General features: G+C 70.7%; 21 protein-coding genes and 2 pseudogenes. 16 read left to right on the top strand and 7 right to left on the bottom strand.

Translation table 11 applies throughout. The features are described from left to right. Positions 1–117: 117 nt before the first annotated feature. Positions 118–1,704, top strand: a complete 1,587-nt coding sequence (locus tag AC3IYI_RS02505; protein ID WP_489408633.1) for a right-handed parallel beta-helix repeat-containing protein — start codon at positions 118–120, stop codon at positions 1,702–1,704. Between the two features lie 603 nt (positions 1,705–2,307). On the opposite strand, the gene AC3IYI_RS02500 is transcribed toward AC3IYI_RS02505, so the two are convergent. After that, positions 2,308–2,868 (bottom strand): TetR/AcrR family transcriptional regulator, encoded by a 561-nt coding sequence (locus tag AC3IYI_RS02500; protein ID WP_489408632.1) that lies wholly within the window; start codon positions 2,866–2,868, stop codon positions 2,308–2,310. Positions 2,869–2,986: 118 nt separating this feature from the next. Between AC3IYI_RS02500 and AC3IYI_RS02495 the strand changes: the two genes are divergently transcribed. The 12 genes and pseudogenes from AC3IYI_RS02495 to AC3IYI_RS02440 all read left to right on the top strand — a co-directional run bounded on the left by AC3IYI_RS02495 (position 2,987) and on the right by AC3IYI_RS02440 (position 12,304). Then, entirely contained in the window at positions 2,987–3,673 is a 687-nt protein-coding gene (locus AC3IYI_RS02495) for an SDR family oxidoreductase (protein WP_489408631.1), read from the top strand. Between the two features lie 139 nt (positions 3,674–3,812). After that, positions 3,813–4,907, top strand: coding sequence for an NADP-dependent oxidoreductase (locus AC3IYI_RS02490; RefSeq protein ID WP_489408630.1), 1,095 nt, complete (start codon positions 3,813–3,815; stop codon positions 4,905–4,907). After that, positions 4,904–5,767: an alpha/beta fold hydrolase gene (locus AC3IYI_RS02485; RefSeq protein WP_489408629.1), complete on the top strand. Its 864-nt coding sequence runs from the start codon at positions 4,904–4,906 to the stop codon at positions 5,765–5,767. The genes AC3IYI_RS02490 and AC3IYI_RS02485 overlap by 4 nt, the downstream gene beginning before the upstream one ends. A 186-nt stretch (positions 5,768–5,953) precedes the next feature. After that, a complete protein-coding gene (locus AC3IYI_RS02480; protein ID WP_489408628.1) occupies positions 5,954–6,448 on the top strand; it encodes a MarR family winged helix-turn-helix transcriptional regulator in 495 nt (164 codons plus the stop codon). 123 nt (positions 6,449–6,571) lie between these two features. Further along, positions 6,572–7,216: a DsbA family protein gene (locus AC3IYI_RS02475; RefSeq protein ID WP_489408627.1), complete on the top strand. Its 645-nt coding sequence runs from the start codon at positions 6,572–6,574 to the stop codon at positions 7,214–7,216. Between the two features lie 138 nt (positions 7,217–7,354). Beyond that, positions 7,355–8,169: pseudogene (locus tag AC3IYI_RS02470) on the top strand (MBL fold metallo-hydrolase). 121 nt (positions 8,170–8,290) lie between these two features. Then, positions 8,291–8,713 (top strand): nuclear transport factor 2 family protein, encoded by a 423-nt coding sequence (locus AC3IYI_RS02465; RefSeq protein ID WP_489408626.1) that lies wholly within the window; start codon positions 8,291–8,293, stop codon positions 8,711–8,713. Positions 8,714–9,559: 846 nt separating this feature from the next. Continuing rightward, positions 9,560–9,847, top strand: a pseudogene (locus tag AC3IYI_RS02460) (hypothetical protein); the annotation flags it as partial. 41 nt (positions 9,848–9,888) lie between these two features. Beyond that, positions 9,889–10,281: an MmcQ/YjbR family DNA-binding protein gene (locus AC3IYI_RS02455; RefSeq protein ID WP_489408625.1), complete on the top strand. Its 393-nt coding sequence runs from the start codon at positions 9,889–9,891 to the stop codon at positions 10,279–10,281. Beyond that, positions 10,278–10,661 (top strand): MmcQ/YjbR family DNA-binding protein, encoded by a 384-nt coding sequence (locus tag AC3IYI_RS02450; RefSeq protein ID WP_489408624.1) that lies wholly within the window; start codon positions 10,278–10,280, stop codon positions 10,659–10,661. The genes AC3IYI_RS02455 and AC3IYI_RS02450 overlap by 4 nt, the downstream gene beginning before the upstream one ends. Next, positions 10,658–11,989 carry a replication-associated recombination protein A gene (locus AC3IYI_RS02445; RefSeq protein ID WP_489408623.1) on the top strand — a complete coding sequence of 444 codons (1,332 nt, stop codon included), beginning with the start codon at positions 10,658–10,660 and terminating at the stop codon, positions 11,987–11,989. Before AC3IYI_RS02450 ends, AC3IYI_RS02445 begins: the two co-directional genes overlap by 4 nt. A gap of 135 nt (positions 11,990–12,124) precedes the next feature. Beyond that, entirely contained in the window at positions 12,125–12,304 is a 180-nt protein-coding gene (locus tag AC3IYI_RS02440) for a hypothetical protein (protein ID WP_489408622.1), read from the top strand. On the opposite strand, the gene AC3IYI_RS02435 is transcribed toward AC3IYI_RS02440, so the two are convergent. Beyond that, positions 12,285–12,701: a VOC family protein gene (locus AC3IYI_RS02435; RefSeq protein WP_489408621.1), complete on the bottom strand. Its 417-nt coding sequence runs from the start codon at positions 12,699–12,701 to the stop codon at positions 12,285–12,287. The genes AC3IYI_RS02440 and AC3IYI_RS02435 overlap by 20 nt on opposite strands. Before the next feature lie 210 nt (positions 12,702–12,911). On the opposite strand from AC3IYI_RS02435, the gene AC3IYI_RS02430 reads away from it, so the two are divergent. Continuing rightward, a complete protein-coding gene (locus AC3IYI_RS02430) occupies positions 12,912–13,349 on the top strand; it encodes a DUF5990 family protein (protein ID WP_489408620.1) in 438 nt (145 codons plus the stop codon). Here the strand turns inward: AC3IYI_RS02430 and AC3IYI_RS02425 are convergent. Beyond that, entirely contained in the window at positions 13,318–13,923 is a 606-nt protein-coding gene (locus tag AC3IYI_RS02425; protein WP_489408619.1) for a TetR/AcrR family transcriptional regulator, read from the bottom strand. The genes AC3IYI_RS02430 and AC3IYI_RS02425 overlap by 32 nt on opposite strands. 81 nt (positions 13,924–14,004) lie before the next feature. Between AC3IYI_RS02425 and AC3IYI_RS02420 the strand changes: the two genes are divergently transcribed. Both AC3IYI_RS02420 and AC3IYI_RS02415 read left to right on the top strand, forming a co-directional pair. Next, on the top strand, positions 14,005–14,517 hold the full coding sequence (locus AC3IYI_RS02420) for a cupin domain-containing protein (RefSeq protein WP_489408618.1): 513 nt from the start codon (positions 14,005–14,007) through the stop codon (positions 14,515–14,517). A 264-nt stretch (positions 14,518–14,781) separates the two neighbouring features. After that, positions 14,782–16,854, top strand: coding sequence for a SpoIIE family protein phosphatase (locus AC3IYI_RS02415; protein ID WP_489408617.1), 2,073 nt, complete (start codon positions 14,782–14,784; stop codon positions 16,852–16,854). Positions 16,855–16,906: 52 nt separating this feature from the next. On the opposite strand, the gene AC3IYI_RS02410 is transcribed toward AC3IYI_RS02415, so the two are convergent. The 4 genes from AC3IYI_RS02410 to AC3IYI_RS02395 form a co-directional block, all read right to left on the bottom strand. Further along, entirely contained in the window at positions 16,907–18,073 is a 1,167-nt protein-coding gene (locus AC3IYI_RS02410; protein WP_489408616.1) for a substrate-binding domain-containing protein, read from the bottom strand. Positions 18,074–18,100: 27 nt separating this feature from the next. After that, the gene (locus AC3IYI_RS02405; RefSeq protein WP_489408615.1) at positions 18,101–19,144 is read right to left on the bottom strand and encodes an ABC transporter permease; all 1,044 of its coding nucleotides are present in this window, start codon (positions 19,142–19,144) and stop codon (positions 18,101–18,103) included. Continuing rightward, positions 19,141–20,706, bottom strand: a complete 1,566-nt coding sequence (locus AC3IYI_RS02400; protein ID WP_489408614.1) for a sugar ABC transporter ATP-binding protein — start codon at positions 20,704–20,706, stop codon at positions 19,141–19,143. Before AC3IYI_RS02400 ends, AC3IYI_RS02405 begins: the two co-directional genes overlap by 4 nt. A gap of 96 nt (positions 20,707–20,802) precedes the next feature. Next, a complete protein-coding gene (locus AC3IYI_RS02395; RefSeq protein WP_489408613.1) occupies positions 20,803–23,604 on the bottom strand; it encodes a SpoIIE family protein phosphatase in 2,802 nt (933 codons plus the stop codon). Between the last annotated feature and the right edge of the window lie 104 nt (positions 23,605–23,708).

Genomic DNA, 23,708 nt, shown 5'->3' with positions numbered 1-23,708 from the left:
CACCCTCCTGGACGCCCATGGCCAACTCTTGCGCAGCAAGCGCTTTCTGATTCTTGGTCGAGAGCCGCACCGTCATGCCTGCATGCAGGCGACTACGGAGAAGGAACCAGGCCCCCCATGAAACTGAGATCCTCCCTGTCCCTACTTGCCTGCGCCGCGCTGGCTGCCGGCGCGTTCGCGGCGCTGCCCGGTGGCACGGCCGCAGCCGCCCCTGTCCGCTACGAGGCCGAGAGCTCGCCCGCGCTCTGTACCGGCACCATCGACTCCGACTGGGCCGGCTACTCCGGCAGCGGATTCTGCAACGGCACCAACGCGGTCGGTGCCTACACGCAGTTCACGGTGAACGCCGCCACCTCGGGTACTGCGACGCTGAAGGTCCGCTTCGCCAACGGAACCACCACCGCACGGCCCGCGGCCGTCACCGTGAACGACTCGGCGGCCACATCGGCGTCGTTCGAGAGCACCAGCACATGGGCGACATGGGCGACGAAGACACTCACGGTGCCCCTCACATCGGGCAGTAACACCATCCGGCTCAGCCCCACGGCCTCCGCCGGCCTGCCCAACATCGACTCCCTCGATGTCGAAGCGGAAGCCACCACCCCGCCACCGTCGGGCGCCGCGCTGTACGTGGCGCCGAACGGCAGCGACAGTGCGGCCGGTACGCAATCGGCCCCGACGACGCTCACCTCGGCGATCGGCCGTGTCCCTGCCGGTGGAACGATCTATCTACGCGGCGGGACGTACCGCTACTCCCAGACGATCACCATCCCGCAGGGCAAGGACGGCACGTCGAGTGCCCGCACGCAGCTGTCCGCCTACCCGGGTGAGCAGCCGGTGCTGAACTTCTCGGCGATGAGCGAGGACCCGGCGAACCGAGGACTCGCTGTGAACGGGTCGTACTGGCACGTCAAGGGCATCGTCGTCGAGCGCGCCGGCGACAACGGGATCTTCGTCGGCGGCAGCAACAACGTCTTCGAGCGCACGGTGACGCGCTTCAACCGGGACACCGGGCTGCAGCTCTCGCGGATGGCCTCCACCACCCCGCGTGACCAGTGGCCCTCCAACAACCTCGTCCTGAGTGCGGAGTCGCACGACAACGCGGATTCCGATGGCGAGGACGCAGACGGCTTCGCAGCGAAGCTCACCGTCGGTCCCGGGAACGTCTTCCGCTACGCCGTGTCCCACAACAACATCGACGACGGCTGGGACCTCTACACCAAGACCGACACCGGCCCCATCGGTCCGGTCACCATCGAGGACTCCCTCGCCTACGCCAACGGCACCCTCTCCGACGGCACCGTGAACTCCAACGGTGACCGCAACGGCTACAAGCTCGGCGGCGAGGACATCAAGGTCGACCACGTCATCCGGCGCAGCATCGCCTACCGCAACGGCAAGCACGGATTCACGTACAACAGCAACCCCGGCACCATGTCGGTCTCGGACAACGTCAGCATCGACAACGCCCAGCGCAACTACTCGTTCGACGACGGCACCTCGGTGTTCCGCAACAACGTCTCGTGCCGCAGCAGCAGCAGCGGAACGAACGACAGGACCATCGGCGACGCCGACAGCTCGAACCAGTTCTGGTCCGGCTCCAACGGATCCCGGTGCTCCTCCTATGCCGGCGCGCTGAGCTGGTCCTTCGCTGCCGACGGCCGCCTCGCCGTCACCTTCGGCGGCCTGCCGGTATCTCCGTAGGCAATCGCGTCGCCGGCCTGGGCCGGACCATCCGGTTCGTGCCGGACGGACCGGCCCGGGCCGCTTCCGGCCGTATGTGATCGGCCACCCGCCCTCCGGAGATCGGGGTGCCCGGCATGCCCTACCGGGTGCACGAGATCGCCTCGGTCGCCGACCGACTGCTCCACCGCGGCCGGCCGTGTACGGAGCGGCCCACGGCCGGTCATGCCAGGCAACCCCGCGCATGCGTGCGGGAGTGTGCGCGGTGGGAAGCCGCCGGTCGGAGCGGCGCCGTCACGGTACGGGGCACCGTCTTCGGCCCGGGGCTGGACCTCGTGGCCCGCGACCGCGGACGAATGCGGCGGCGTCCTCGGCGGAGTCCTCGCCGGTGACGTCGATCCGAACGAAGCGGGCGCCGAGCTTTGAGGCCGCCTCCCGGCCGCGTTGGCCGTCGCGTGCCCCGCCGTAGAGCGTGAGCTCGGCCGCGTTCGCCGCGGTCTCGGGTTGCTGCGCCTGGCAGCCGTTGCCAAGCGGGTCGCGGGGTGTTCGTCCGGCGCGCGTGCGCAGCTGCTCCTGACGGGCCGGTGAATCCCTGCGGCGTGGTGCCCGGTGTCGTGTCCCGGGTCAGTCAGTCGCCGTCAATGCGGCGCGCGCGGCGGTGAGGATCTCCTCGGAGAGCGGGGAGCCCTTGGTGGCTCGGGCCAGGACGAGAGCGCCGAGCATGGTGCAGAGCCGGCTGATGCCGTCCTGATCCTCGGTGGCGAGCCACTCGGCGAAGTCGCTCACTCCTTCGGTGTAGACGCGGCGGGCCTCGCGATCTCCGGCTTCGCGCGCGATGTCGGTGGCGAGGGCGGCGGCGGGGCACCCGTCTGCCGCGCTGTCGCGATGCTCGACGGAGAGGTACGTGTCGATCAGCGCCTGCTGGGCGGCGTCGCGCTGTCCGGCGTGCTGGTCGAGTCCGTCATTGCGGAGCCGGGTCAGTTCATCGAACGCATGGGCGGTGGCTTCGTCGACGAGCGCCTCCTTGGAGGCGAACTGCTTGTAGAAGCCACCGTGGGTCAGGCCGGACGCCTTCATGAGGTCGGCGACGCTGACGTGGGTTCCCTGCTCCCTGAACAGCCGGGAGGCGGTTTCCACGACCCTCCGGCGGTTCTCCTCCGCCTGTGCCTGCGTTACGCGGCCCATCAGCCACCTCCCGAGTGGATGTCGTTTGACATCTATCCTACGCCAGGGTTTAGATTGTATTCGTAATCTAATTTCTGCGGGCGGCCGCTCGGCGCCCGCGACGACGCTGGGAGCAGACATGGAGCTGAAGGACGCGGTAGCGGTGGTCACCGGCGCCAACAGGGGGCTCGGGCGGCATCTGGCCGCCCAGCTCGTGGAGCGCGGGGCGAAGGTCTACGCGGCGGCCCGCCGCCCCGAGACGGTGGACCTGCCGGGCGTCACCCCTCTTCTGCTGGACGTGACGGACGAGGAGTCGATCCGGGTCGCGGCCCGCACGGCGTCCGACGCGACGCTGCTGGTGAACAACGCGGGCATCTCCACCGCCACGCCGCTGATCGCGGGCGGCCTGGATGCGGTGCGCCTGGAGATGGAAACGAACTTCTTCGGTCCGCTCACCGTGACGCGGGCTTTCGCCCCCGTCATCGAGGGCAACGGCGGCGGCGCCGTGCTCAACGTCCTGTCGGTCCTGTCCTGGCTGCACCCGGCCGGCCTCGGGTCCTACGCCGCGGCCAAAGCCGCGGCGTGGGCGCTGACCGACGCGGCCCGGGAGGAACTGGCGCCCCGCGGCATCACCGTCTCGGCTCTGCACGTGGCGTACATGGACACCGACATGGCCGCGGCCGTTCCCGCCGATCAAAAGACCGATCCCGCCGATGTTGCCGCACAGGCCCTGTACGGGATCGAGAAGGGCCTGCCCGAGATCCTCGCCGACGAGACCACCCGGTACGTCAGGCAGAGCCTGGCCGCTTCACCGAACATGGCGTGAGCGCGCCGCCCGGTCCGGGCCTCGCTCGTCCCCATCATCGGGCCGCGCAACCTCACCAGCTCGACAGTGTCTCGTACCGGGAGAAGCCCGCTACGAGACCGGGATCCCGTCCCCTCGCGGACGAGAAGAGAAGACGACGATGAAGACCTTCATGATCGAGCGGTACGGCGACAAGGCCGGCGTGCGCGCCGGCGAGATGCCCGACCCGCGGGTGGGAGCCGACGACGTCCTGGTGCGGATCGCCGCGGCGGGCGTCAACCCGCTGGACCTCAAGATCCGCGACGGGGCCTTCAAGGCGATCCTGCCGTACCGTCTCCCGCTCGTCCTGGGCAACGACCTCGCCGGGGTGGTGGTCCAGGTGGGGCCGGCCGTCACCCGGTTCGCGCTGGGTGATGAGGTCTACGCGCGCCCCGACAAGGACCGTATCGGCACCTTCGCCGAACTCATCGCCGTCCACCAGGACGACGTGGCGATCAAACCGGCCACGCTCACCATGGCGGAGGCCGCCTCCCTTCCCCTCGTCGCCCTGACCGCCTGGCAAGCGCTGGTTGAACGGGCACGAGTACAGCCGGGCCAGAAGGTCCTGATCCACGCGGGCGCCGGCGGCCTCGGCGCCATCGCCGTTCAACTGGCAAAGGTGCTGGGCGCGCACGTGGCCACCACCGCGAGCACCGCCAACGTCGACCTGGTCAAGGAGCTCGGCGCGGACGTCGTCGTCGACTACAAGCTGCAGGCGTTCGAGGCGGTCCTCGACGGCTACGACGTGGTCCTGGACACCCTCGGCGGCGAGACGCTCGAGAAGTCCCTACGGGTACTCAAGCCCGGCGGGAAAGTCATCAGCGTCGCAGGCCCTCCCGACGCGGCCTTCGCCCGCGAGTTGGGCGCGAACGCGATCCTCCGACTGGCGATGACCGCGCTCAGCTTCAAGACCCGCCGCCGCGCCAAGCGCCTGGGCGTGTCGTACTCGTTCCTGTTCATGAAGGCCAGCGGTGACCAACTGCGCCAACTCACGCCGCTCATCGACACCGGGAAGATCCGTCCCGTAGTCGACCGTGTCTTCCCGTTCGATCAGACCCGGGAGGCCATGGAGTACGTCGAGAAGGGCCGCGCGAAGGCCGGCAAGGTCGTCGTCGCGATGACGCGAGGGCAGAGCCCCACCGGAGCGAACGGTAAGACCTCCCCAGGCAACGAGAAGGTTCCCGCACCCCCCACTACCCCCAGGACCCGGTCATGAGTGCACCGCGGAATTCCCCCACCCCCACCCCGGCGTCGTACAAGAACGCGCCGACCCGCTCCGTGTCCGTGAGCGGCGTCGACTTCGTCTACCGGCAGCTCGGTCCGCAGGACGGCGTCCCGCTGGTCCTCCTCAACCATCTGGCCGCGGTCCTGGACAACTGGGATCCACGCGTCATCGACGGACTCGCCGCCCGACGCCCGGTGGTCACCTTCGACAACCGCGGAGTCGGTGCGACGGGCGGCTCCACGCCCGACACCATCGAGGCGATGGCCCACGACGCCGTGCTGTTCATCCGGGCCCTCGGGTTCGACCGGGTCGACCTGCTCGGCCTGTCGATGGGCGGCTTCCTCGCCCAGGTCATCGCTGCAGAGGAACCGCATCTCGTACGCAAGATCATTCTTGCGGGCACGGGGCCCGCCGGAGGCCCCGGCATCGACAAGGTCACGGCACTCACCATCCGAGCCACGCTGAAGGGGGCCCTGACCCGCCAGGATCCGAAGCAGTTCCTCTTCTTCACCGACACCGAGGGCGGCCGACGGGCAGGGCGCGCCTTCCTGGAACGGTTGAAGGAGCGCACAGTCAACCGCGACGAAGTCATCTCGCTGTCGTCGTTCCGCGCCCAGCTGAAGGCCATCCACCGGTGGGGCCTCCAGGCGCAGGCAGACCTGTCGCGCATTCACCATCCAGCCCTCGTGGCAAACGGTGAGAGCGACCGGATGGTGCCAAGCCACAACACCCTCGATCTGGCCGCACGTCTGCCCCAGGGCCAACTCGTACCCCTCTACCCCGACGCCGGACACGGCGGGATCTTCCAGCACCACGCCGAATTCGTGTCACAGGCCCTTGAATTCCTCTGATCCTGGTGAGGCCGGGGCTCGACACCGATCAGCGCGCGGATCTCTCACCACTTCCTTCACTCCGGCCAGGCATGGACCCGGAACCAACACCACAGCGCCCACCAGGGAGGGCATTGCCGCGAGCCGGGCGGCCGGGAGGGGATGATCGTGCCCGAGACCGGATCTGACGAGCGAAGGGTGTGGCGGGTGGGCGAAGGTGCGGGGATCACTTCGGCACAGGAGGCGGCGAACGACGAGCTGGTGCTCGCGTTCGGACGGCTGCAGGGGGCCGCGGGGCGGCTGGAGTACCTGCTCGGCGGTGCGATCGAGGAGGAGTTCGGGATCAGCCACCTGATGTACGAGGTGCTGCTGATCGTGGGCAGGGCGGGCGGCGCGGGCATGTCCATGCGGGCCATCGCGCAGGAGCGCGTCTTGACCACGGGCGGGATGACCCGCCTGGTGGACCGGATGGAGGCGGCCGGTCTGGTGGTGCGCGCCGACGACCCCGCGGACCGCAGGGGCAAGCTGGTACGGCTCACCGCCCGGGGCGAGGACATCGTGGTGCGGGCCAGCCGGCTGCACGTGGAGAACATCCGCCGCCACTTCCTGGCACCGCTGCCCGAGGAGGCGAGGGAGCAGTTCATGGAGTGCCTGCGGATCCTGTCCCACTCGGCGCGGGACGCTCTGCCCCGCCTGCGGTAGGGGCGGAAGCCCCGCGGAGAGGGGGCCTTCACCAGGCAGGAATATCTGACGCGGCAGATACTGTTGAAGCAGGTACATCGCTTCGGTGCGGAGCGAGTCCCTCTGCAAAGGCCAGGCCTCCCCATGAAACTCGTCTACGTCTTCGACGCCTACTGCGGCTGGTCCTACGGGTTCGCCCCCACCCTGGCCGAGGTCACCCTGCGTCACCCCGAACTTCCCGTCGAGGTCGTGTCGGGCGGCTTGTTCACCGGGCCGCGCGCCGTGCCGATCCGCGAGTTCGGCTACGTCCAGGGCGCCAACGCCAAGATCAGCGAGCTGACCGGTGTCGCGTTCGGGGCCGGGTACGAGCGGCTGATCGCCGACGGCTCGTTCGTCATGGACTCCCTGGACGCCGCCCGAGGCATGTCGGTGCTGCGGCAGGCGGCCCCGGAGCGGGCGGTGGAGCTGGCCATGGCCGTGCAGGCCGCGTTCTACCAGGACGGCCTGAGCCTGTCCGACCCCGACACCTTCACCCGGATCGCCGCGGCAGCCGGCCTGGACGCGCTGGAGGTCGCCGCCGCACTCGCCGCACCGGCCGCCTCCCTTGCGGCGGAGGCCGACTTCCGGCGGGCGGCAGCCCTGGGCGCGCATGCCTACCCGACCCTCCTGGCGCAGGACGGCGACCGGACCGCGGTCCTCGCCGTCGGCCACGCCGGTCCCGACAAGATCGACACACTCCTGGAGCAGTTCGGCGCCGCCCGCACCCACTCGGCCGCGTCCGGCCGCTGAATCCCGGCCGACACACCGGCACGGTCGGTGCCGCCCGAACCCGGCGGCGCGAACCTGAACCCACACGGCCGGCAACCAGCCCCCACCCCACCCCACCCCACCCCACCCCCCACGCCGATCCTGGCAAAGGACATGATGATGAGCACTCTCGACTTCAAGGTCATCGACCTGGACTTCCCCGTCGGCTCGAAGAACAAGACCGCCACCCTCATCACCGGTGAGCGCGACGCGTTCCTCATCGACACCGGATTCACCCGCGCCGACGGACACCGGCTGGCCGCCGAGATCCTCGACTCCGGCAAGAACCTCACCAAGGTCTTCGTCAGCCACGCCGACCCCGACTACTACTGGGGCGCCGAAGTCATCGCCGACGCCTTCCCCGATGCCGAGATCCTGGCGACGCCGCTGGTGATCGAGCACATCAAGGCCGCGTACGAGGGCAAGCTCAAGGCCTGGGAGCCGGTGGGCGCCAACCGCCCCACCCGTCTGGTCGAGATGGCCGAACTGACCGCCGACCTCACCTTCGAAGGCCACGTCTTTCAGCTCAAGGGCGGCCACCCGGGGCTGCCCGACCGCCACTACCTGTGGCAGGCCGAGCACCGGGCGATCGTCGGCGGCGTCCTGCTTTTCCAGAACGAGCACGTCTGGGTCGCCGACACCGGCAAGCCGCAGGACCGCGCCGTGTGGATCGAGCTGCTGGACGAGATGACGGCCCTCGACCCGGCCTTCGCCGTCCCCGGCCACCGGCTGCCCACCGCCGCCGCTCTCGACGCGAGCCCGATCGCCTACACCCGGGACTACCTCACCTCACCGCCTTCGAGGACGAGCTGGACAAGGCCGACAGCGGCGAGGCCCTGACGAACGCGCTGGTCGCCCGCTACCCCGGCTCCGGCATGCTCATCGCGGCCCAGCTCGGCGCGAAGGTCGCCAAGGGCGAAATGACCTGGGGCTGACCCACCCCGACCACGGTCCGGCCGGGGACACCGGCCGCACCGTGCCCGCCGAGCCCAGCGAGAACCCATGAGCACCACCGCCCGCGACACCTCCGACCCCATCTGAGAAGGGCCGTAACCCATGGAGACCACCGACTTCCACGCCTCCGCCGCCCCCGCCGACGTGGTGCGCCGCCAGTACATCGCCTCCGCCAACGGCGACCTCGAAGCCCTGCGGGCCACCCTGGCCGACGACGTGGAGTGGACCGAGATGGCCGGCTTCCCCCTGGCCGGCACCTACCGCACCCCCACCGGCGTCACCTCCGCCGTCATGGAGCAGCTCGGCAAGTCCTGGGACGGCTGGGCCGCCCACGACGACACTTACGTCGTCGACGGCGAGAACGTCGTCGTCCTCGCCCGCTATACCGCCACCAACAAGGCCACCAACAAGCCGCTCAACGTGCGCGTCTCCCACCACTTCGTCGTACGCGGCGGAAAGATCGTCCGCTTCGAGCAGTTCGTCGACACCGCCCTGGTCCGCGACGCCATGCACCCCGGCGCATAGCCGCACCCGCCCAGTTCCCCGCCGGACGTCCTCGACCGGGGTCTTGGGCCGGTCAGGATCCAGCGCCGGCGGCGTCGCGGGGGCGGGTGGCGAGGCGGTCACGGTGCATACGTCCTCATGGACAGCCTTCGCCGCCGCCCTCGCCACGCTCTTGGCCATGCTCGCCATCGGCGCCGCACTCTTCCTCATCTCCCTGTGGCTGCAGTACGTCCACGGCTACTCCCTCTTCGCCGCAGGCCTGCGCACCCTGCACGCCGGTTGCCGTCACGGCCGGCGTCCTGACCATCGCCATCGTGCCCCGCGGCTTCAAGGACACCAGCGCCCACTGAGAGCCCTGGGGCGGTGTGGGCGTCGAGCCGAAAGTCCTTGCTCCGTTGTCGGTCACCGGCAGAGGTCCGCTGCAGATCTGCAGATCTGCAGATCTGCAGCCATGCAGCACGGGACGAACTGCCACGACTGCGGTGACGGCCACTGCGTCGGGATGCGGTGCGGGGCATCGCCGGTAAGACTCGACATCGCAGGTCACAACGACCGGGCGGATGACGCAGCGGTCCCGGGCACCGGCCCGGACCCCGGGAGCATGGTGTGACAGGTCAGGTTCTGATGGATGGAGAGAATCACCGGTGCGTCGCGCCGGGCGCCACCCGGGCAACGGCCGTCTTGGCCGGCCCAGGGGACATTGAGGCGTGGCGGTGACCACGTCTCGGCGCCGCGACGTCACGAGGAACCACCGTGAACGAACCGGCCAACCGTGCCGAGGAGACCGGGCCCCGCACGATGCGCGCCATCGTCGTCTTTGAACCGGGCGGCACCGACGAGCTCGTCGCCACGGAGCTGCCGGTGCCCCCGGAGATGGTCCAGACCGCCTACGGCGTCCTGGCCACCGGCCTGGACCTGCGCGCCGGACAGACTCTGCTGATCCGCGGCGGCACCTCCACGGTCGGCCTGACCGCCGCCGCCACGGCCAAGGACCTGGGCGCCACCGTGCCGGCCACCACCCGCCGCCCCGACCGCGCGGACATGCTGCGCGACACCCTGCGCGCGGTCCGCCTCTGCCTGGAATCCGTCCGCGAGGCGCAGGCCGACTCGGAGTCCGGCGCGTTCCCGGGCAAGCGCGTCGTCGTACTCGACTGAAGTGATGCTCAACCACCGGACACGAAAGGCAGGTTGCCGTGATGGATGGACAGCCTCTGCAGGAGACGGCCCAGGAGCGAGGCGAGAGGCTGCCGATGGCCACACGGGAGTACCCGTTCGGCCCCGAATGGGAGGTCTTCAAGGTCCACGGCAAGGTGTTCATGCTGATGACCGAGGTGCCCGGCCGGCCGGTCGTCATCCTCAAGTCCAGCCCGGAGGAGGCCGAGGCACTGCGGGCGAGGCACACCGACATCACCCCCGGCTACCACATGAACAAGAAGCACTGGATCACCCTCGCCCCCGGCGCCTCGATCGACCCGCACCTGGTCGAGGACCTGGTCACCGACTCCTACCGGCTGGTCGTCGCCGGGCTCCCCAAGGCCAAGCAGCCCGTAAGCCCGAAGACCTTCGGCATCCGCGCGGGGGCGCGGTGACCCTCACCGGTGCCCGTATCCAGCGGACCGCGCGCCGCACGGCCGCCGGCCTCCCGGACGTCAGCCACGACCGCCCCTTCACCCCGAAGCTCGACGTCTACAAGGCGGCGGGCAAAGTATTCTTGATCGTCACCGATGCCCCCGACGAGCCTGCCAACCAGATCATCACCGTCAAGTGTGAGCCGGACCAGGGCAGTTCGCTGTGCATGTGCTACGAGAGCATCGTGCCGGGCCGCTATCTCAGCAAGGCGCACTGGATCTCGGTCGGCGCCGGCCCCGACATCACCGCCGACCTGATCGAGTACCTGGTCAGCCACTCCTACGACCTCGTCCACGGCCCACCGCCCAAGAACGCCTCGATGAGCCAGGGCATCCGATGACCCACACCGAACCCACGCTGCCCTTGTTCGGCGACGAGCCGCCGCGCCCGCTGGCCGATCGGCTGCGCCCGCGTACCCTCGACGACGTGGTCGGCCAGGACCATCTCCTGGCCTCGGATGCCCCGCTCGGCCGCATGGTGGCCGGACTGCGCCTGGTCTCCACCATCCTGTGGGGCCCGCCCGGCTGCGGAAAGACCACCATCGCCCGCCTCCTGGCAGAGCGCACCGGCCTGGCCTTCGAGCCCCTGTCGGCAACCTTCTCCGGCGTCGCCGATCTGCGCAAGGTCTTCCAGACCGCCACCCGAAGGCGCGAGATCGGCCAGGGCACCCTGCTCTTCGTCGACGAGATCCACCGCTTCAACCGCGCCCAGCAGGACAGCTTCCTGCCCTACGTCGAGGACGGCACCGTCGTCCTGGTCGGTGCGACCACCGAGAACCCCAGCTTCGAACTCAACGGCGCCCTGCTCTCCCGCTGCCAGGTCTTCGTCCTCAAGCGTCTCGACGACACTGCCCTGACCACGCTCCTCGCCCGCGCCGAGCACCTCTCCGGACGCCGGGTGCCGCTGACCGATGACGCTCGCCAGGCCCTGAGCGCCCTGGCTGACGGCGACGGCCGCTACCTCCTCAACCTGGCCGAACAACTCCTGGCCCTCCCTGAGAGCACCCCGCCCCTTGACGTCACCGCCCTCACCCAGCACATCCAGAAGCGAGCCCCGCTCTACGACAAGGCGCAGGAGGGCCACTACAACCTGATCTCCGCCCTGCACAAGGCGATGCGGGGCTCCGACCCGGACGCTGCCCTGTACTGGCTCGCCCGCATGCTCGACGGCGGCGAGGACCCGCTCTTCATCGCCCGTCGCCTCGTCCGCTTCGCCGGCGAGGACATCGGCATCGCCGACCCCCAGGCCGTCCACCAGGCCCTCGCCGCCTGGGACGTCTACGAACGCCTCGGCTCCCCGGAGGGCGAACTCGCCATCGCCCAGGCTGTCGTCTACCTGGCCACCGCCTCCAAATCCATTGCCGTCTACCGCGGATACACCGCCGCACACGCGCGCGTCCGCCGGACCGGCTCCCTCATGCCACCGGCCCACATCCTCAATGCCCCAACTCGCCTCATGAGGGACCTCGGCTACGGCAAGAACTACCAGTACGACCCCGACACCACGGACGGTTTCTCCGGCGCCGACTACTTCCCCGACGACATGGATCGCGAGACCTACTACCACCCCACCCGAAACGGGTACGAAGCCGAGATCCGCAGGCGCCTCGACCACTGGTCCGGCCTCCGAGCCCAGCGACGGCAGGACACGGACCAAGACGACCGGTGAGCCACATCAAAGCCACGTCGGGGAGGCCCCGCACATGGTCGGCCACCCCCGGAGAGAGCACATGGCGGCCGCCTCCTCAGGGTGACTTCCATCTGGCGGCTGATTTCCGTGCGGGGGATCGCCGCGAGGCGCGGCTTGCGCCGAAGGAGCAGGGGGCTCAACCTCGCCGGCGAGCCGAAGGTCGTCCTCACCACCGGCACCAACGCCTACGCCGACGGCTGCGACGTGGTGGTCGAGGGAGTGGCGGTCCGCGTCACCGATGAGACGTACGCCCTCGGATCCCGAAGCCGCCGGATCAGCTCTGCTGTTCGCTGACGTTGACCATCCACGTGATGCCGAACTTGTCCGTGCACATGCCGAAGATGTCGCCCCACATCTGCTTCTCCAGGGGGACGGCCACCGTGCCGCCGTCGGACAGCTTGTTCCAGTAGCCTCGCAGCTCGTCCATGTCGTCGCCGCTCAGGCTCACCGCGATGTTGTTCCCGGGCTTGTGTTCCGTCCCGGGCGGATTGTCGGCGCCCATCAGGGTGAATCCCCTGGTCGTCTCGAGCATGCCGTGCATGATCTTGTCGGAGTATCCGGGGGGCGCCTCGGAGCCGAATTCGCCGTAGGTGTGGACGGCCAGATCGCCGCCGAACACCTTCTTGTAGAACTCCATGGCTTGCTTCGCTTCACCGGCGAAGCTGATGTACGGGTTCAGGCGAGAGGGCACGTTCACTCCCTTTGTGGCGAATGGTCAGTGCGGGCAGCCTACGTGTGCGGCGTGCGTACGGAGGGTTCCCCCGGGCCGTCCGTCTACCTCGTGTCGTACACCCGGGCCTGCCCGGACTTGTCCCGTTGCCTGAACGCGCGGGCCCAATGCGCGTGCGCGGGCGCGGCTGCATCGGTCCGAGGGGAGAGCGGTGGTGGCAGAGTGGTGCGCATGCCGCCACTCTCGCTGCGGATCATCGGCCGTGATCTCCCGGGTCGTGAATGCGGCGCCTACCGGGACGTCCACGTCGCCGTGCAGCGAGGGCGCGAGCCGGAAGCCGCTGTCCCCGGGGATGCAGCCGAGGCGGTCTGGGAGTTCACCGTGGAGGCGGTCGCAGCGCCGGACGGCACTTGGGACTTTCGCGGCCCTTACGTCCACGGGCGACGCGGGGCCCGGTTCCTGTATCTGACGTGGGGAGAGCTGCCGCCCGGCGGCGCGTTCGCGATGTTCCGCCGCGCCAAGCTGATGCTCGACGGCCTCCCGCCACAGGCGGTCGAGCGGGGCGCCGCCGAAGCGCGGCTCGGGCTGACGGACGCTTGCGGGATGCCCGTGTGCGCTGCGGTGCGCCCGCCCGGGCTCACCTGGTGCCGACCGCTTCCACCAGCGTGACCATGACCTCGACTGCCTCGCGGTCCGTGAGCCCTTGCTCCCGGCACAGGGAACGCCACGAGGAGAACGCCGCGGCATGGCCGATCACCGCACGGCGGACCGGGTCGCCGGCCTCAGGCCAGGCATCGGCCAGCACCGCGACGTACCGCCGGGTCGTCTCCTCCCGGGCCTCGCGGATCGGCTCGGGCACGGCGTGCTCGTCGCGGATGACCAGCGTCAGCATCTGCTCGCCCGCGCGGTAGAAGCGGTAGAGGTCGGCAAGCCCGGCTGTCAGCCGCTCGACGGGGTTCTCGATCGCGCCCCATTCCTCGGGTCGGGGCAGTCTCTGCCGCGACAGCCAGTGTCCCGAGCACGCTTCGAACAACGCCGTCTCATCCGGGAAATGCCGGTAGACGGTCAGCCGCGTGACCCCGGCGCGCTCGGCGATCGCCGCGATGGTCGTCCACGCCGGGCCCGCGGTGCCGTGGAGATCCACGGCGGCCTCGACGATGCGCTGCCGCGTCCGGCCCACGTCCTCGGCGCGTTTGCGCATCTCGTAGCCACGCGGTTTCGGTGAACGCTGCTGTTCACTCAACTCTTGACATCCCGGGATCCACGGTGAAGCCTTTTAATGGAACACCAGTGTATCTCCAAATCCTGTCGAGGAGTGATCGCCATGACAGAGCCGCTGGCCCCGCCGCTCACCATCGTCCGCCCCGGCGAGGGGACCGAGGTCTTCCTCGGCTCGATCGGGGTCGTCTTCAAGCTGTGGGGTGCCGACACCGACGGCGCGGTCTCCGTCGTCGAGCACCCCTTCCCCGTCGGGGCACTGGTGCCACCGCACCTGCATACCCGGGAGGACGAGTACTCGATCGTCACCGAGGGCGAGATCGGTTTCCGTTCCGGCGACCGCGAAACCGTTCTGGGCCCCGGCGGCTACATCACCAAGCCGCGCCGGGAGCTTCACGCGATGTGGAACGCCGGCCCCGTCCCGGCCCGAATGATCGAGATCATCAGTCCGGCCGGATTCGAGCACTTCTTCCGCGAGCTGGCCGAGATGCTCGCCGACGGGCCGCCGACGGAGGACGCACTGCCAGTGCTCGCCGCCAAGTACGGGCTCGAATTCGGACGGCCCGCCTGGCTGCCCGACGTCATCTCGCGGTTCGATCTGACGCCACCCGCCGCCTGACGGGCGTCCGGCCCACCTGGCCCGAGCCGGGAGTCGAATCGAAAAGCGGGGCCAGGGAAGTCCTGATCATCGGTGCCCGTGGAAGACGTGCTGCGTGCTCGGGAGTGTGCTGCCCGAATGGCCCCGGGAGGCGGTTTCATGCCGACCGGGCAGACGATGGATCCGAGGGACCCGGTTTCCGGAGGGCCCGCCCGAGCGGCTCGGGGCCTCACGGCGACCGCGGACACATGGCCAGGAGGCTGCGGCGTTGGGTACAGGTGCCAGATGAATGAGCGCATCCCGGTCGACGAGCTGATCAGCGGCGCCGCGCAGGCTGCCGGCGGATGGCTGGGCGCGCTGCCGGTCGCGCTGGTGGCCACCAGCGCGACCGGAACGATCGTGCGCTGGAACCAGGTCGCGCAGGAACTGCTCGGCTATGCGCCGCCGCAGATGCTGGGGCGCAACATCGCAGACCTCCTCCATCCAGGATCCGATCGCAGTCTGGGCCGCTCTCTTTGGGAAGCGGCGGCCGCCGGGCGGGGCGTGATGGGCACGGTGACCGCCTGGCACCGCGACGGGCACCCACTGGAGCTGGAGATCTGGGCCTCTCCGGTGTCCGACCGCGGGCACGGCGTGGCCACGGTGCTGGTCTTCGCTGCCGATGCCCACGCAGCACGGCGTATCCGGGGATCTTCGGCGGTGTGGGACGGCTTGTTCGCCCGCTCCCCGGTCGGCATCGCGATCCTCGACTCGCAGCTGCGGTTCCTGCAGGTCAACGCCGCGCTCGAGGCCATGAACGGTCTGCCGGAATCGGCACACGTGGGACGCCGCCTGGCCCAGATCCTCCCGGAGGTGAATGCCCGCGAGATGGAGGAGGCCATGCTGCAGGTGCTGGAGACCGGGCGGCCGGTCCTTGACCGCCGCCGTGTCGGACGGACGCCGGCGGAACCGGACCACGACCGTGTGTGGTCGTGTTCCTACGTCCGGGTGGAGGATCCCGCCGGCATGTCGATCGGAGTCATCGCCTCGCTCGTCGACATCACCGAGCAGCAGCGCGACCACGTCGAAGCCGAAGCCGCACGGCGCCGCCTCGCCATGCTCAGTGAGGCCAGCATCCGGGTCGGCTCCAGCCTCGACCTGGAGCGCACCGCGCAGGAGCTCGCCGATCTCGCCGTGCCGCGCCTCGCCGATGCCGTCACCGTCGACGTCCTGGATGCGCTGGCGCACGGGGACGAGCCCGGCATGGGACTGACCGGCGGGGTCGCGCTGCGGCGCCTCGGCAAGGCTCCGCTGTCCGGATCCAAGGTGACCGATATCCTCGCCCCCCTCGGCAGGACGCTCGTCTTCCCCGTCGCCGCCCCCTACACGCAGGCCCTCGCAGCCCGGCAGTCCTTCCTGGCCGCCCGCCTCGACGAACAGGCCGTCGCTCCTGCCGCCCGGCACACGGCCAAGCCCGCCCAACTGGTCGCGGTGGGTGTGCACTCCTTGGTCATGGCACCCCTGGTTGCCCGGGAGACGGTGCTCGGCGTCGCCACGTTCTACCGCACCCGCCCGATAGGACCCTTCGGATCCGAAGACGTCACCCTCGCCGGCGAACTCGCCGCCCGCGCCGCGCTCAGCATCGACAACGCCCGCCTCTACCAGCGTGAGCACGATACTGCGGTCATCCTCCAGCGCAGCATGCTCCCCCAGCACATCACCGCGCCACCCGGCATCGCGGTAAGCCACCGCTACCTCCCCGCGAGCGACGTCAACGAGATCGGTGGTGACTGGTACGACGTCCTGGCTTTGGCCGGCGGCAAGGCCGCCCTGCTCATCGGCGACGTCATGGGGCACGGTATCGCCGCCGCCGCGGTCATGGGCCGACTGTCCGCCTCCGTGCGGGCCCTCGCACGGCTGGACCTTTCGCCCGTACGGCTGTTGCACCAGCTGGAAGCCGTCCTCGGTGATCTGGCCGAGCCGATGCTGGCCACCTTCCTGTACGTCGTCTGCGACCCGGCCACCGGACACTGCACCGTCACCAGGGCCGGACACCCGCCGCCCGCACTCGTGCTCCCCGACGGCACGGTCCGGCTCCTGGACACCCCGCCCGGTGTCCCCCTGGGGGTCGGGGGCATCGCCTTCACTCCCACCGAGATCAACCTGCCTCCCGGCAGCCTTCTCGTGCTCTACACCGACGGACTGATCGAAGCCCGGGGCCGTGACCTCGACGACCGGCTTGCCGAGCTGACGCAACTGCTTGCGGATCCACAGCGGCAGCTGGACCACCTGTGCGACTCGCTGATCACCCACCTCGTTCCGGCGGCGGCCGACGACGACGTCGCACTCATGGTCGCCCGCATCGGCGGGGTGCCGTGAGGCGCTGTCGGGCTTCCGTGGCACCCCGGCGGATGCGCCTGCGGCGTGGGGGTCACTCTCCCCGCCAGATGCTCCGGTACGCCTCTCGGTAGCCCCGCGGGTCCCAGGACGTGGCCCCGCCGCTGTTCTCGGCTGTCACCACATGAGCGGGGGCGACGTAGCCGCTGGCGGGCCGGCCGGCGAAGGCGCGGTTGAACTCGTCGACGATCTGCCACCCCTGCTGGGCCAGCGGTTCGGGGACGGTGGCGGCCTGGAAACGCCGGCTGTTGATGCGCTGGAAGGCGGAAGGATCGCCGTCGCCCGCGCCGATGTTGAAGGGCGGTCCCTCGCCGGGGCGCCCGGCGGCACGCAGCGCCGGGGCGGCGTCGGCGAAGTAGAGGTCGTTGATGGCGACGGAGTGGGTCCACCGGCTCCGGAAGCGGGACAGGAGGGAGGAGACCTGCCCGGGGGTGCGCTGACTCGCGTCCGGGATGGGGATGTTCTCGGTCGCCAGCAGCGTCACCCCCGGGCACGTCGCGAGCTGCCGTTTGATCAGCTCGGACTTGTTACGGGCGAACGGGATGGAGTCATCGGTGAAGATGACGACCCCGGCGTCGCCGTCGGACCGGGCGATGACCCAGTCAGCGCTCACCCTCGCGACCTCCTCCACCTTCGTGGTGACGTTGGTGAACAGCCGGGGACTCGTACTCGGTCCGGGGGAGTCGACCGCGTGCCAGCCGATCAGCGCAATGCCTGCGGCCGCTGCCCGCGCAGTCTGCTGCGCGGTGAGCAGGGGATCGAAGCCGCCGATGACGATGCCCGAGGGCTTGAGGGTGACCGCCTGGCTGAGCGCGGCTTGGATACCCGCGGGGGTGCCGTCCCCGTCGATCACCCGAACCTGCCAGCCGATGGCCGCTGCGGCTTCCCGGACGCCCTTGGCGACTCCGGCGACACCGGGGTTGGTCATGGTCTGGGCCACATAGACGATGACTTTGTCGGGCACCGCCTCGGGTCCGGTCGTGGGGCCGTCCCAGGAGAGGCCCGTACGCTCGGCCCGCTCGACGGCCTCCTTGGCTCGCACGAGTGCGGCCGGGCAGCCGGCGGCCGAGGGCGAGGCAGAGACCGGGGCGGCGGCCGAGTCGGAGGTCCGCGACGAGTCGCCTCCGCAGCCCGCGACGAGGGTGGCGGCGGCCGCCCAAAGGGCTGCGGCAGCGAGGACGCTGGTCCGATTCGGGTACACGGTGCTCCTGACCGGGGGTTGCTGGGTCTACCGGGCTTCGGCTGCCCGCGCCGCCGATGGCCCGGAAGGTTCGTCGGGCGGGTGGCGGTCCGCCGTGGCCCGCGTGCGCAGCCGCCGCCTGGCCGCGTAGCCGGCCAGGCCGACCGCCATCAGCAGCGTGCCCCCGTTGAACAGCGGCGTGGCCCAGAACTGGGCGCCGAGCTGGCCGATCCCGGCGAGGCCGACGGCGAGCACACTGACGGCCACGAGGGTTCCGAGTGCGTTGGCGCGGCCGGGCGTGATCGTGGTTGAGCCGAGCAATGCGCCGACGAAGGCGGGCAACAGGTAGTCCAGGCCGACGCTCGGGTTGCCGATCTGCTGCTGCGCGGCGAGCAGGACCCCCGCGATGCCCACGACCAGCCCCGATCCGGCGAAGGCGTAGACGGAGTACCTGTGGGTGGGGATGCCGATGATGGCGGCGGCGCGGGGGTTGGAGCCGACGACGTACAGGTACCGGCCGAACGGCAGCCGTTCCAGCACCACCCAGAGGACGACGGCGGCGGCGAGGACGTAGAAGGCGGGCACCGGCAGACCGAGGAACCTGGCGTCGTAGAGGCCGGTGAAGGAGGCCGGCAGGCCTTCCGGGCCGGGAACGATCCTGCTGCCGTCGGTGAGCCATCCGGTGAGGGCGTACATGATGCTGCCGGTGCCGAGCGTGGCGATGAAGGAGTCGATCCGGGCGAATTCGACGACGGCACCGTTCAGGGCGCCGACCAGGGCCCCGCCGAGCACGACGGCGAGAGCGGCGAGCGGCCAGGGCGTCCCCTCCTCGACGATGAGGTACATCACCAGCACGTGTGCCAGGCCCAGCCCGTACCCGATGGACAGGTCGAACTTGCCGGTGGCGATGGGGATCGTCGCCCCGAGTGCGAGGAGGGCGGGGATCGACTGGTTGGAGAGGATCGAGGACACGTTGTCCCGGGTGGGGAAGGTGTCCGGCAGGACGACGGAGAAGACCAGGAAGAGCAGGGCGGTCAAGGCCGGCAGGCCGTAGTTCCCGATGATGTGCCCGCGCGGGGACCAGGGGGTCACGGGGCCGTCGTGCTTCCGGTGATCGCGGGCATGGCCGAGGCGGCACGGGTGAGTTCGGCAGGTGTCAGGGCGCCGCCCGCCGGCTCGGCCACCACCGAACCGCGTACGAAGACCAGAGCGCGGTGGCAGAGGTCCGCGACCTCCTCGAAGTCGGTGGACACCAGCAGGACCGCCAGGCCCCCGGCGGCCGCCTCGTCGAGCAACCGGTGGATCGCCGCCTTGGCACCGAGGTCCACGCTCGCGGTCGGCTCTTCCAGGATCAGCAGCCGCAGCCGCCCGCGGAGCGACCGGCCCAGCACCACCCTCTGCTGATGGCCGCCGGACAGGGTGGCGATGGGCACCTCGCTGTCGAGGGGGCGCACCGAGAACCGTTCGATCAGGGCGGCGGCCTCGCGCCGCTCACGCCGGGGCCCGAGCCAGCGCCACGCCGGGACACCGGCCGCCCGGGGGTTGGCCAGGAAGTTCTCCCGGACCGTCAGATCAGGGGCGCAGCCCTCCTCCTGGCGGTTGGCGGCCACGAAGCCGACTCCCCGCCGGAGGGCGGCGGCCACGGTGCGCGGGCGGTACGGCCGGCCGTCGAGCAGTGCCCGCCCGCCGAGCAGGGGCAGCGCGCCGGCGAGGGCGCGGCCCAGGTGCATGTGGCCGGCGCCGGTCAGCCCGACCATGCCGAGGATCTCCCCGGGCGCCAGATCCAGGCTGATGGGCCGGGTCCGCTGCGTCGTCACGGCGTCGAGACTCAGCAGGGGAGGGCGGCCGGCGGGCACGGCGGCGGCAGGCCCGCGCCGGGCCGGTACGCCGCCCGCGATGTCATGGACCAGACGGGCGGGACCGTACCCGGCGAGAGGTCCACCGCTGACGAGGCGGCCGTCGCGCAGGACGGCGAAGGTGTCGGCGACCCGGTACACCTCGTCGAGCCGGTGGCTGACGTACAGGACGGCGTGCCCCCGGTCACGCAGTGTGTGCAGCACCTCGAAGAGCCGGGCGCAGTCCGCGGCGGGGAGCGTGGCGGTCGGCTCGTCGAGGACGAAGAGCTCCGTCCGACGCGCGAGGGCTCGGGCGATGGCCACCAGGGAACGCTCGGCGGGCGCGAGGTCCGCGATCCGGGCGTCGGAGTCCAGGTGTCCGGCCACGATCCGCAGGGCCTCGGCGCACTGCTCCCGGGTCCGTCGCCAGGAGATCAGGCCGTGGCGGCGCGGGTAGCCCGTCCCCAGGGCGATGTTCTCGGCGACCGTCATCCACTCGACCAGACCGAGGTCCTGGTGGATGAAGGACATCCTTCCGGAGGCGGCTTCGGACCCGAGAGGGTGCCCGGCCACCGTGACCTCGCCCTCGTCGGCCTGGTGGACCCCGGCGAGGACCTTGATGAGCGTGGACTTCCCGGAGCCGTTGGGGCCGAGGAGGGCGAGCACGCTGCCGCGGTGGAGGTCGAGGCTGACCGCGTCCAGTGCGACGGTGCCGCCGAACCGCTTGCCGAGACCGCGTATCCGCACGAGCGGTTCGCTTCCGGCGTGTCCGGACGGGCGGCTCGTCGAGGTGTCGGAAGTGTCATGGGCGTCATGCACGGACGTCTCCGGGGCCGACCTCGGATCCCCTCTCGGGAGGGTGGGACAGGGAGGATGCTAATGGGGGCCGGGGAACAATCACGTGAATGACGGTGGTTACGCCGCATCCAGCGCGCATTCGGCCCAGATGACCTTGCCGTGGGGGGTGTAGCGGGTGCCCCAGGACTGGGCCAGCTGTGCGACGAGGAACAGGCCGCGCCCGCCCTCGTCCGTGGTGGCGGCCCGCCGCATGTGCGGGGCGGTGCTGCTGCCGTCGGAGACCTCGCAGATCAGGGCGCGGTCGTGGATCAGGCGTACCTGGATCGGCTCGCTGCCGTAGCGGATGGCGTTGGTGACCAGCTCGCTGAGCAGCAGCTCGGTGGCGAACGCGAGCTCGTCCAGCCCCCAGTCGGCCAGCTGGCGGGTCGCGGCGGCACGGATGTCGGAGACCCGCGCGGGATCGGCCGGCAGGTTCCAGGCCCCGATCCGGTCGGCGGGCAGGGTGTGGGTGCGGGCGACGAGCAGGGCGATGTCGTCCGAGGGATGCGCGGGCGCCATGGCGTCCATGACCGCCCGGCAGGTGTCCTCGGGACTCCGGTCCACGTGGGCCAGGCTCTGCCGCAGCTGCTCGAGGGCGGCGTCGATGTCGCGGTGGCGGTCCTCGACGAGCCCGTCGGTGTAGAGGACGAGCGTGCTGCCCCGGGGTAGCACGATCTCGGCCGTCTCGAAGGGGAGACCGCCCAGGCCCAGCGGGGGCCCGGCGGGCAGGTCGGGGAAACTCACGCTGCCGTCGGGATGGACCAGGGCCGGCGGAAGGTGGCCGGCCCGCGCCATGGTGCACTGTCGCGAGGTGGGGTCGTAGACGGCGTACAGACAGGTGGCGCCGACGATGCCGGTGCTGCCCGCGGTGGGGTCGTCGCCCTCCTCCCGGTCCAGGCGCACCAGGAGGTTGTCCAGGTGGGTGAGGAGCTCGTCGGGGGCGAGTTCCAGTTCGGCGAAGTTGCGTGCGGCGGTCCGCAGCCGCCCCATCGTGGCGGCGGCGTGCAGTCCGTGGCCGACGACGTCGCCCACGAGCAGGGCGACGCGGGCGCCGGACAGGGGGATGACGTCGAACCAGTCGCCTCCGACTCCGGATTCGGCGGGCAGATAGCGGTGGGCGACCTCGACGGCACTCTGCTCGGGCATGCCGCGCGGGAGGAGGCTGCGCTGGAGCGCCAGGGCCAGGGTGTGTTCCCGGGTGTAGCGGCGGGCGTTGTCGATGCACAGGGCGGCGCGGGCCGCGAGTTCCTGGGCCAGCCGGCTGTCGTCGTCCCCGAAGGGGGCGGGGTCCTGCGAGCGGTAGAAGCTCGCGATGCCCAGCAGGACTCCGCGGGCGAGCAGCGGGACGGCGATGAGGGAGTGCACGCCGTGTGCCATGACCCGCCGGGCGCGCTCGGGGTCCTGGGCGATCCAGCCGGCGGCGGACTTCAGGTCGGGCTCCAGGAACGCGTGCCCTTCGGTCAGGCAGCGCATGATCGGATTCCCGGGGCGGAGCTCCACGTGCCGTCCGGCCGGGTAGAACGGGCAGTCGTCGCGGATGCCGTGGACCACCGTTCGGTAGAGATCGGTCCCGGGACTGGCGGGGTCGTCCCCGCGCAGCACCGCCTCGGGCAGGTCGATGGTGACGTAGTCGGCCAGGGCCGGGACCGCCATCTCGGCGAGCTCCCGGGCGGTGCGGCTCACGTCCAGGGTGGTGCCGATGCGGGTACTGGCCTCGGCCAGCAGTTCCAGGCGGCGCCGCGCCTCGACGGCGTACTTCCCGACTTCCGGCTCACCCACCAGCACCAGGCCGCGGACGGTGGCGGGGCGGGGCTCGGCGGTGCCGGGTGGCGGTTGGGCGGGCGGCGGTCCGACGCGGGAGGAGTCGACGTGGGAGGGGCCGACGTGGGAGGGGTCGGTGCGGGGTGAGACGGAGAGGTGGTGGACCGGCGGATTGCTGCTCCTGAGCACGGCCTCGACGACCATTCCCTCCACCCCGGAGCGGCTCGTGACCGGGCGGCTCAGCAAGGTGGCCTCCCGGCCGTGCGGGAGTGCCACGTCGACGGCCGCCTGCCGGAACGAGGAGATCAGCTCGGTAGCCCTGTCCTTGAGGATCGCCTGATCGTGCGGGTCCAGCTCGGGACCGACCAGTTCGTCCAGCTCGTCCAGTCCGGCCGACTCGGCCGGGACGGTCGGGCCGGCGAACTGCCCGTCCTGGGCGCCCCTGCCCGGCAGGGTGCGCCGTTCGGCATCGAGGTACGCCCGCAGCAGCCCGCGCTCGCGCGCCGAACGCTGTTGCGTCAGCCGCCGCTCGATCGTCGCGGCAGCCCGGCGGAGCAGGACGGCGAGGGCTGGGCGCTCGTAGGAGTGCGGGTAGCCGAAGCAGAGCACGCCCGCGATGCGCCCGCTGATCTGATCGCGGATGGGTATGGCGCAGCAGGCGTTCGACTGGGCGCGTTCGGCGAAGTGTTCCGCGCCGTAGACCTGGATGGGGCCTCGCTCGGCCAGCGCGAGGCCGATGCCGTTGGTCCCCGCGAACCGTTCGGCGAAGACGAAGCCCGGGACGCTCTGGATGGGGGGAAGGCTCCGGGCCAGGGAGGGATCGCCGAAGCGGCGTTGGAGCACCGTGCCGGTCGCGTCGGCTACGGAGATGTTCATCCGGCTGTCGGAGAACCGGGACTGCAACTGGTCGAGGACGGGTCCGGCGGCACGTACGAGTCGGCTGTCCGGGTCGAAGTCGTCCCGGTAGGGCAGCTCGGTCTGGTCCGGTGACAGTCCCAGCAGCCGACAGCGCAGCCACGAGTTCAGGATCGCAGTCCGTATCCCGGTCGCGACCGGCTCGCCCACCAGGAACCGCTCACGGGAGCGTGCGGGACCGATCTGCTCTCCCGTGACCCCCATCTGCATCACTTCCCCTTGCCGGCGCGCGTCCGAGCTGGTCTGTGCCTGTGCAGGTATGTGCAGTCCGTGCGATGAAAGTCGCATCGGTGCGTTTTGAGTATATT

It is taken from the genome of Streptomyces sp. GL_148 (genome assembly GCF_057834205.1).
Note: the sequence above shows the minus strand (reverse complement) of the source record. Positions and strands in the feature narration are given on the sequence as shown.

Excerpts from the sequence above, each read along its gene's own strand:
- AC3IYI_RS02455 (WP_489408625.1), top strand. The coding sequence starts at position 9,889 with ATGGATGGACAGCCTCTGCAGGAGACGGCCCAGGAGCGAGGCGAGAGG.
- AC3IYI_RS02495 (WP_489408631.1), top strand. The coding sequence starts at position 2,987 with ATGGAGCTGAAGGACGCGGTAGCGGTGGTCACCGGCGCCAACAGGGGG.
- AC3IYI_RS02465 (WP_489408626.1), top strand. The coding sequence starts at position 8,291 with ATGGAGACCACCGACTTCCACGCCTCCGCCGCCCCCGCCGACGTGGTG.
- AC3IYI_RS02505 (WP_489408633.1), top strand. The coding sequence starts at position 118 with ATGAAACTGAGATCCTCCCTGTCCCTACTTGCCTGCGCCGCGCTGGCT.
- AC3IYI_RS02420 (WP_489408618.1), top strand. The coding sequence starts at position 14,005 with ATGACAGAGCCGCTGGCCCCGCCGCTCACCATCGTCCGCCCCGGCGAG.
- AC3IYI_RS02445 (WP_489408623.1), top strand. The coding sequence starts at position 10,658 with ATGACCCACACCGAACCCACGCTGCCCTTGTTCGGCGACGAGCCGCCG.
- AC3IYI_RS02475 (WP_489408627.1), top strand. The coding sequence starts at position 6,572 with ATGAAACTCGTCTACGTCTTCGACGCCTACTGCGGCTGGTCCTACGGG.
- AC3IYI_RS02500 (WP_489408632.1), bottom strand. The coding sequence starts at position 2,868 with ATGGGCCGCGTAACGCAGGCACAGGCGGAGGAGAACCGCCGGAGGGTC.
- AC3IYI_RS02415 (WP_489408617.1), top strand. The coding sequence starts at position 14,782 with ATGAATGAGCGCATCCCGGTCGACGAGCTGATCAGCGGCGCCGCGCAG.
- AC3IYI_RS02430 (WP_489408620.1), top strand. The coding sequence starts at position 12,912 with ATGCCGCCACTCTCGCTGCGGATCATCGGCCGTGATCTCCCGGGTCGT.
- AC3IYI_RS02485 (WP_489408629.1), top strand. The coding sequence starts at position 4,904 with ATGAGTGCACCGCGGAATTCCCCCACCCCCACCCCGGCGTCGTACAAG.
- AC3IYI_RS02395 (WP_489408613.1), bottom strand. The coding sequence starts at position 23,604 with ATGGGGGTCACGGGAGAGCAGATCGGTCCCGCACGCTCCCGTGAGCGG.
- AC3IYI_RS02490 (WP_489408630.1), top strand. The coding sequence starts at position 3,813 with ATGAAGACCTTCATGATCGAGCGGTACGGCGACAAGGCCGGCGTGCGC.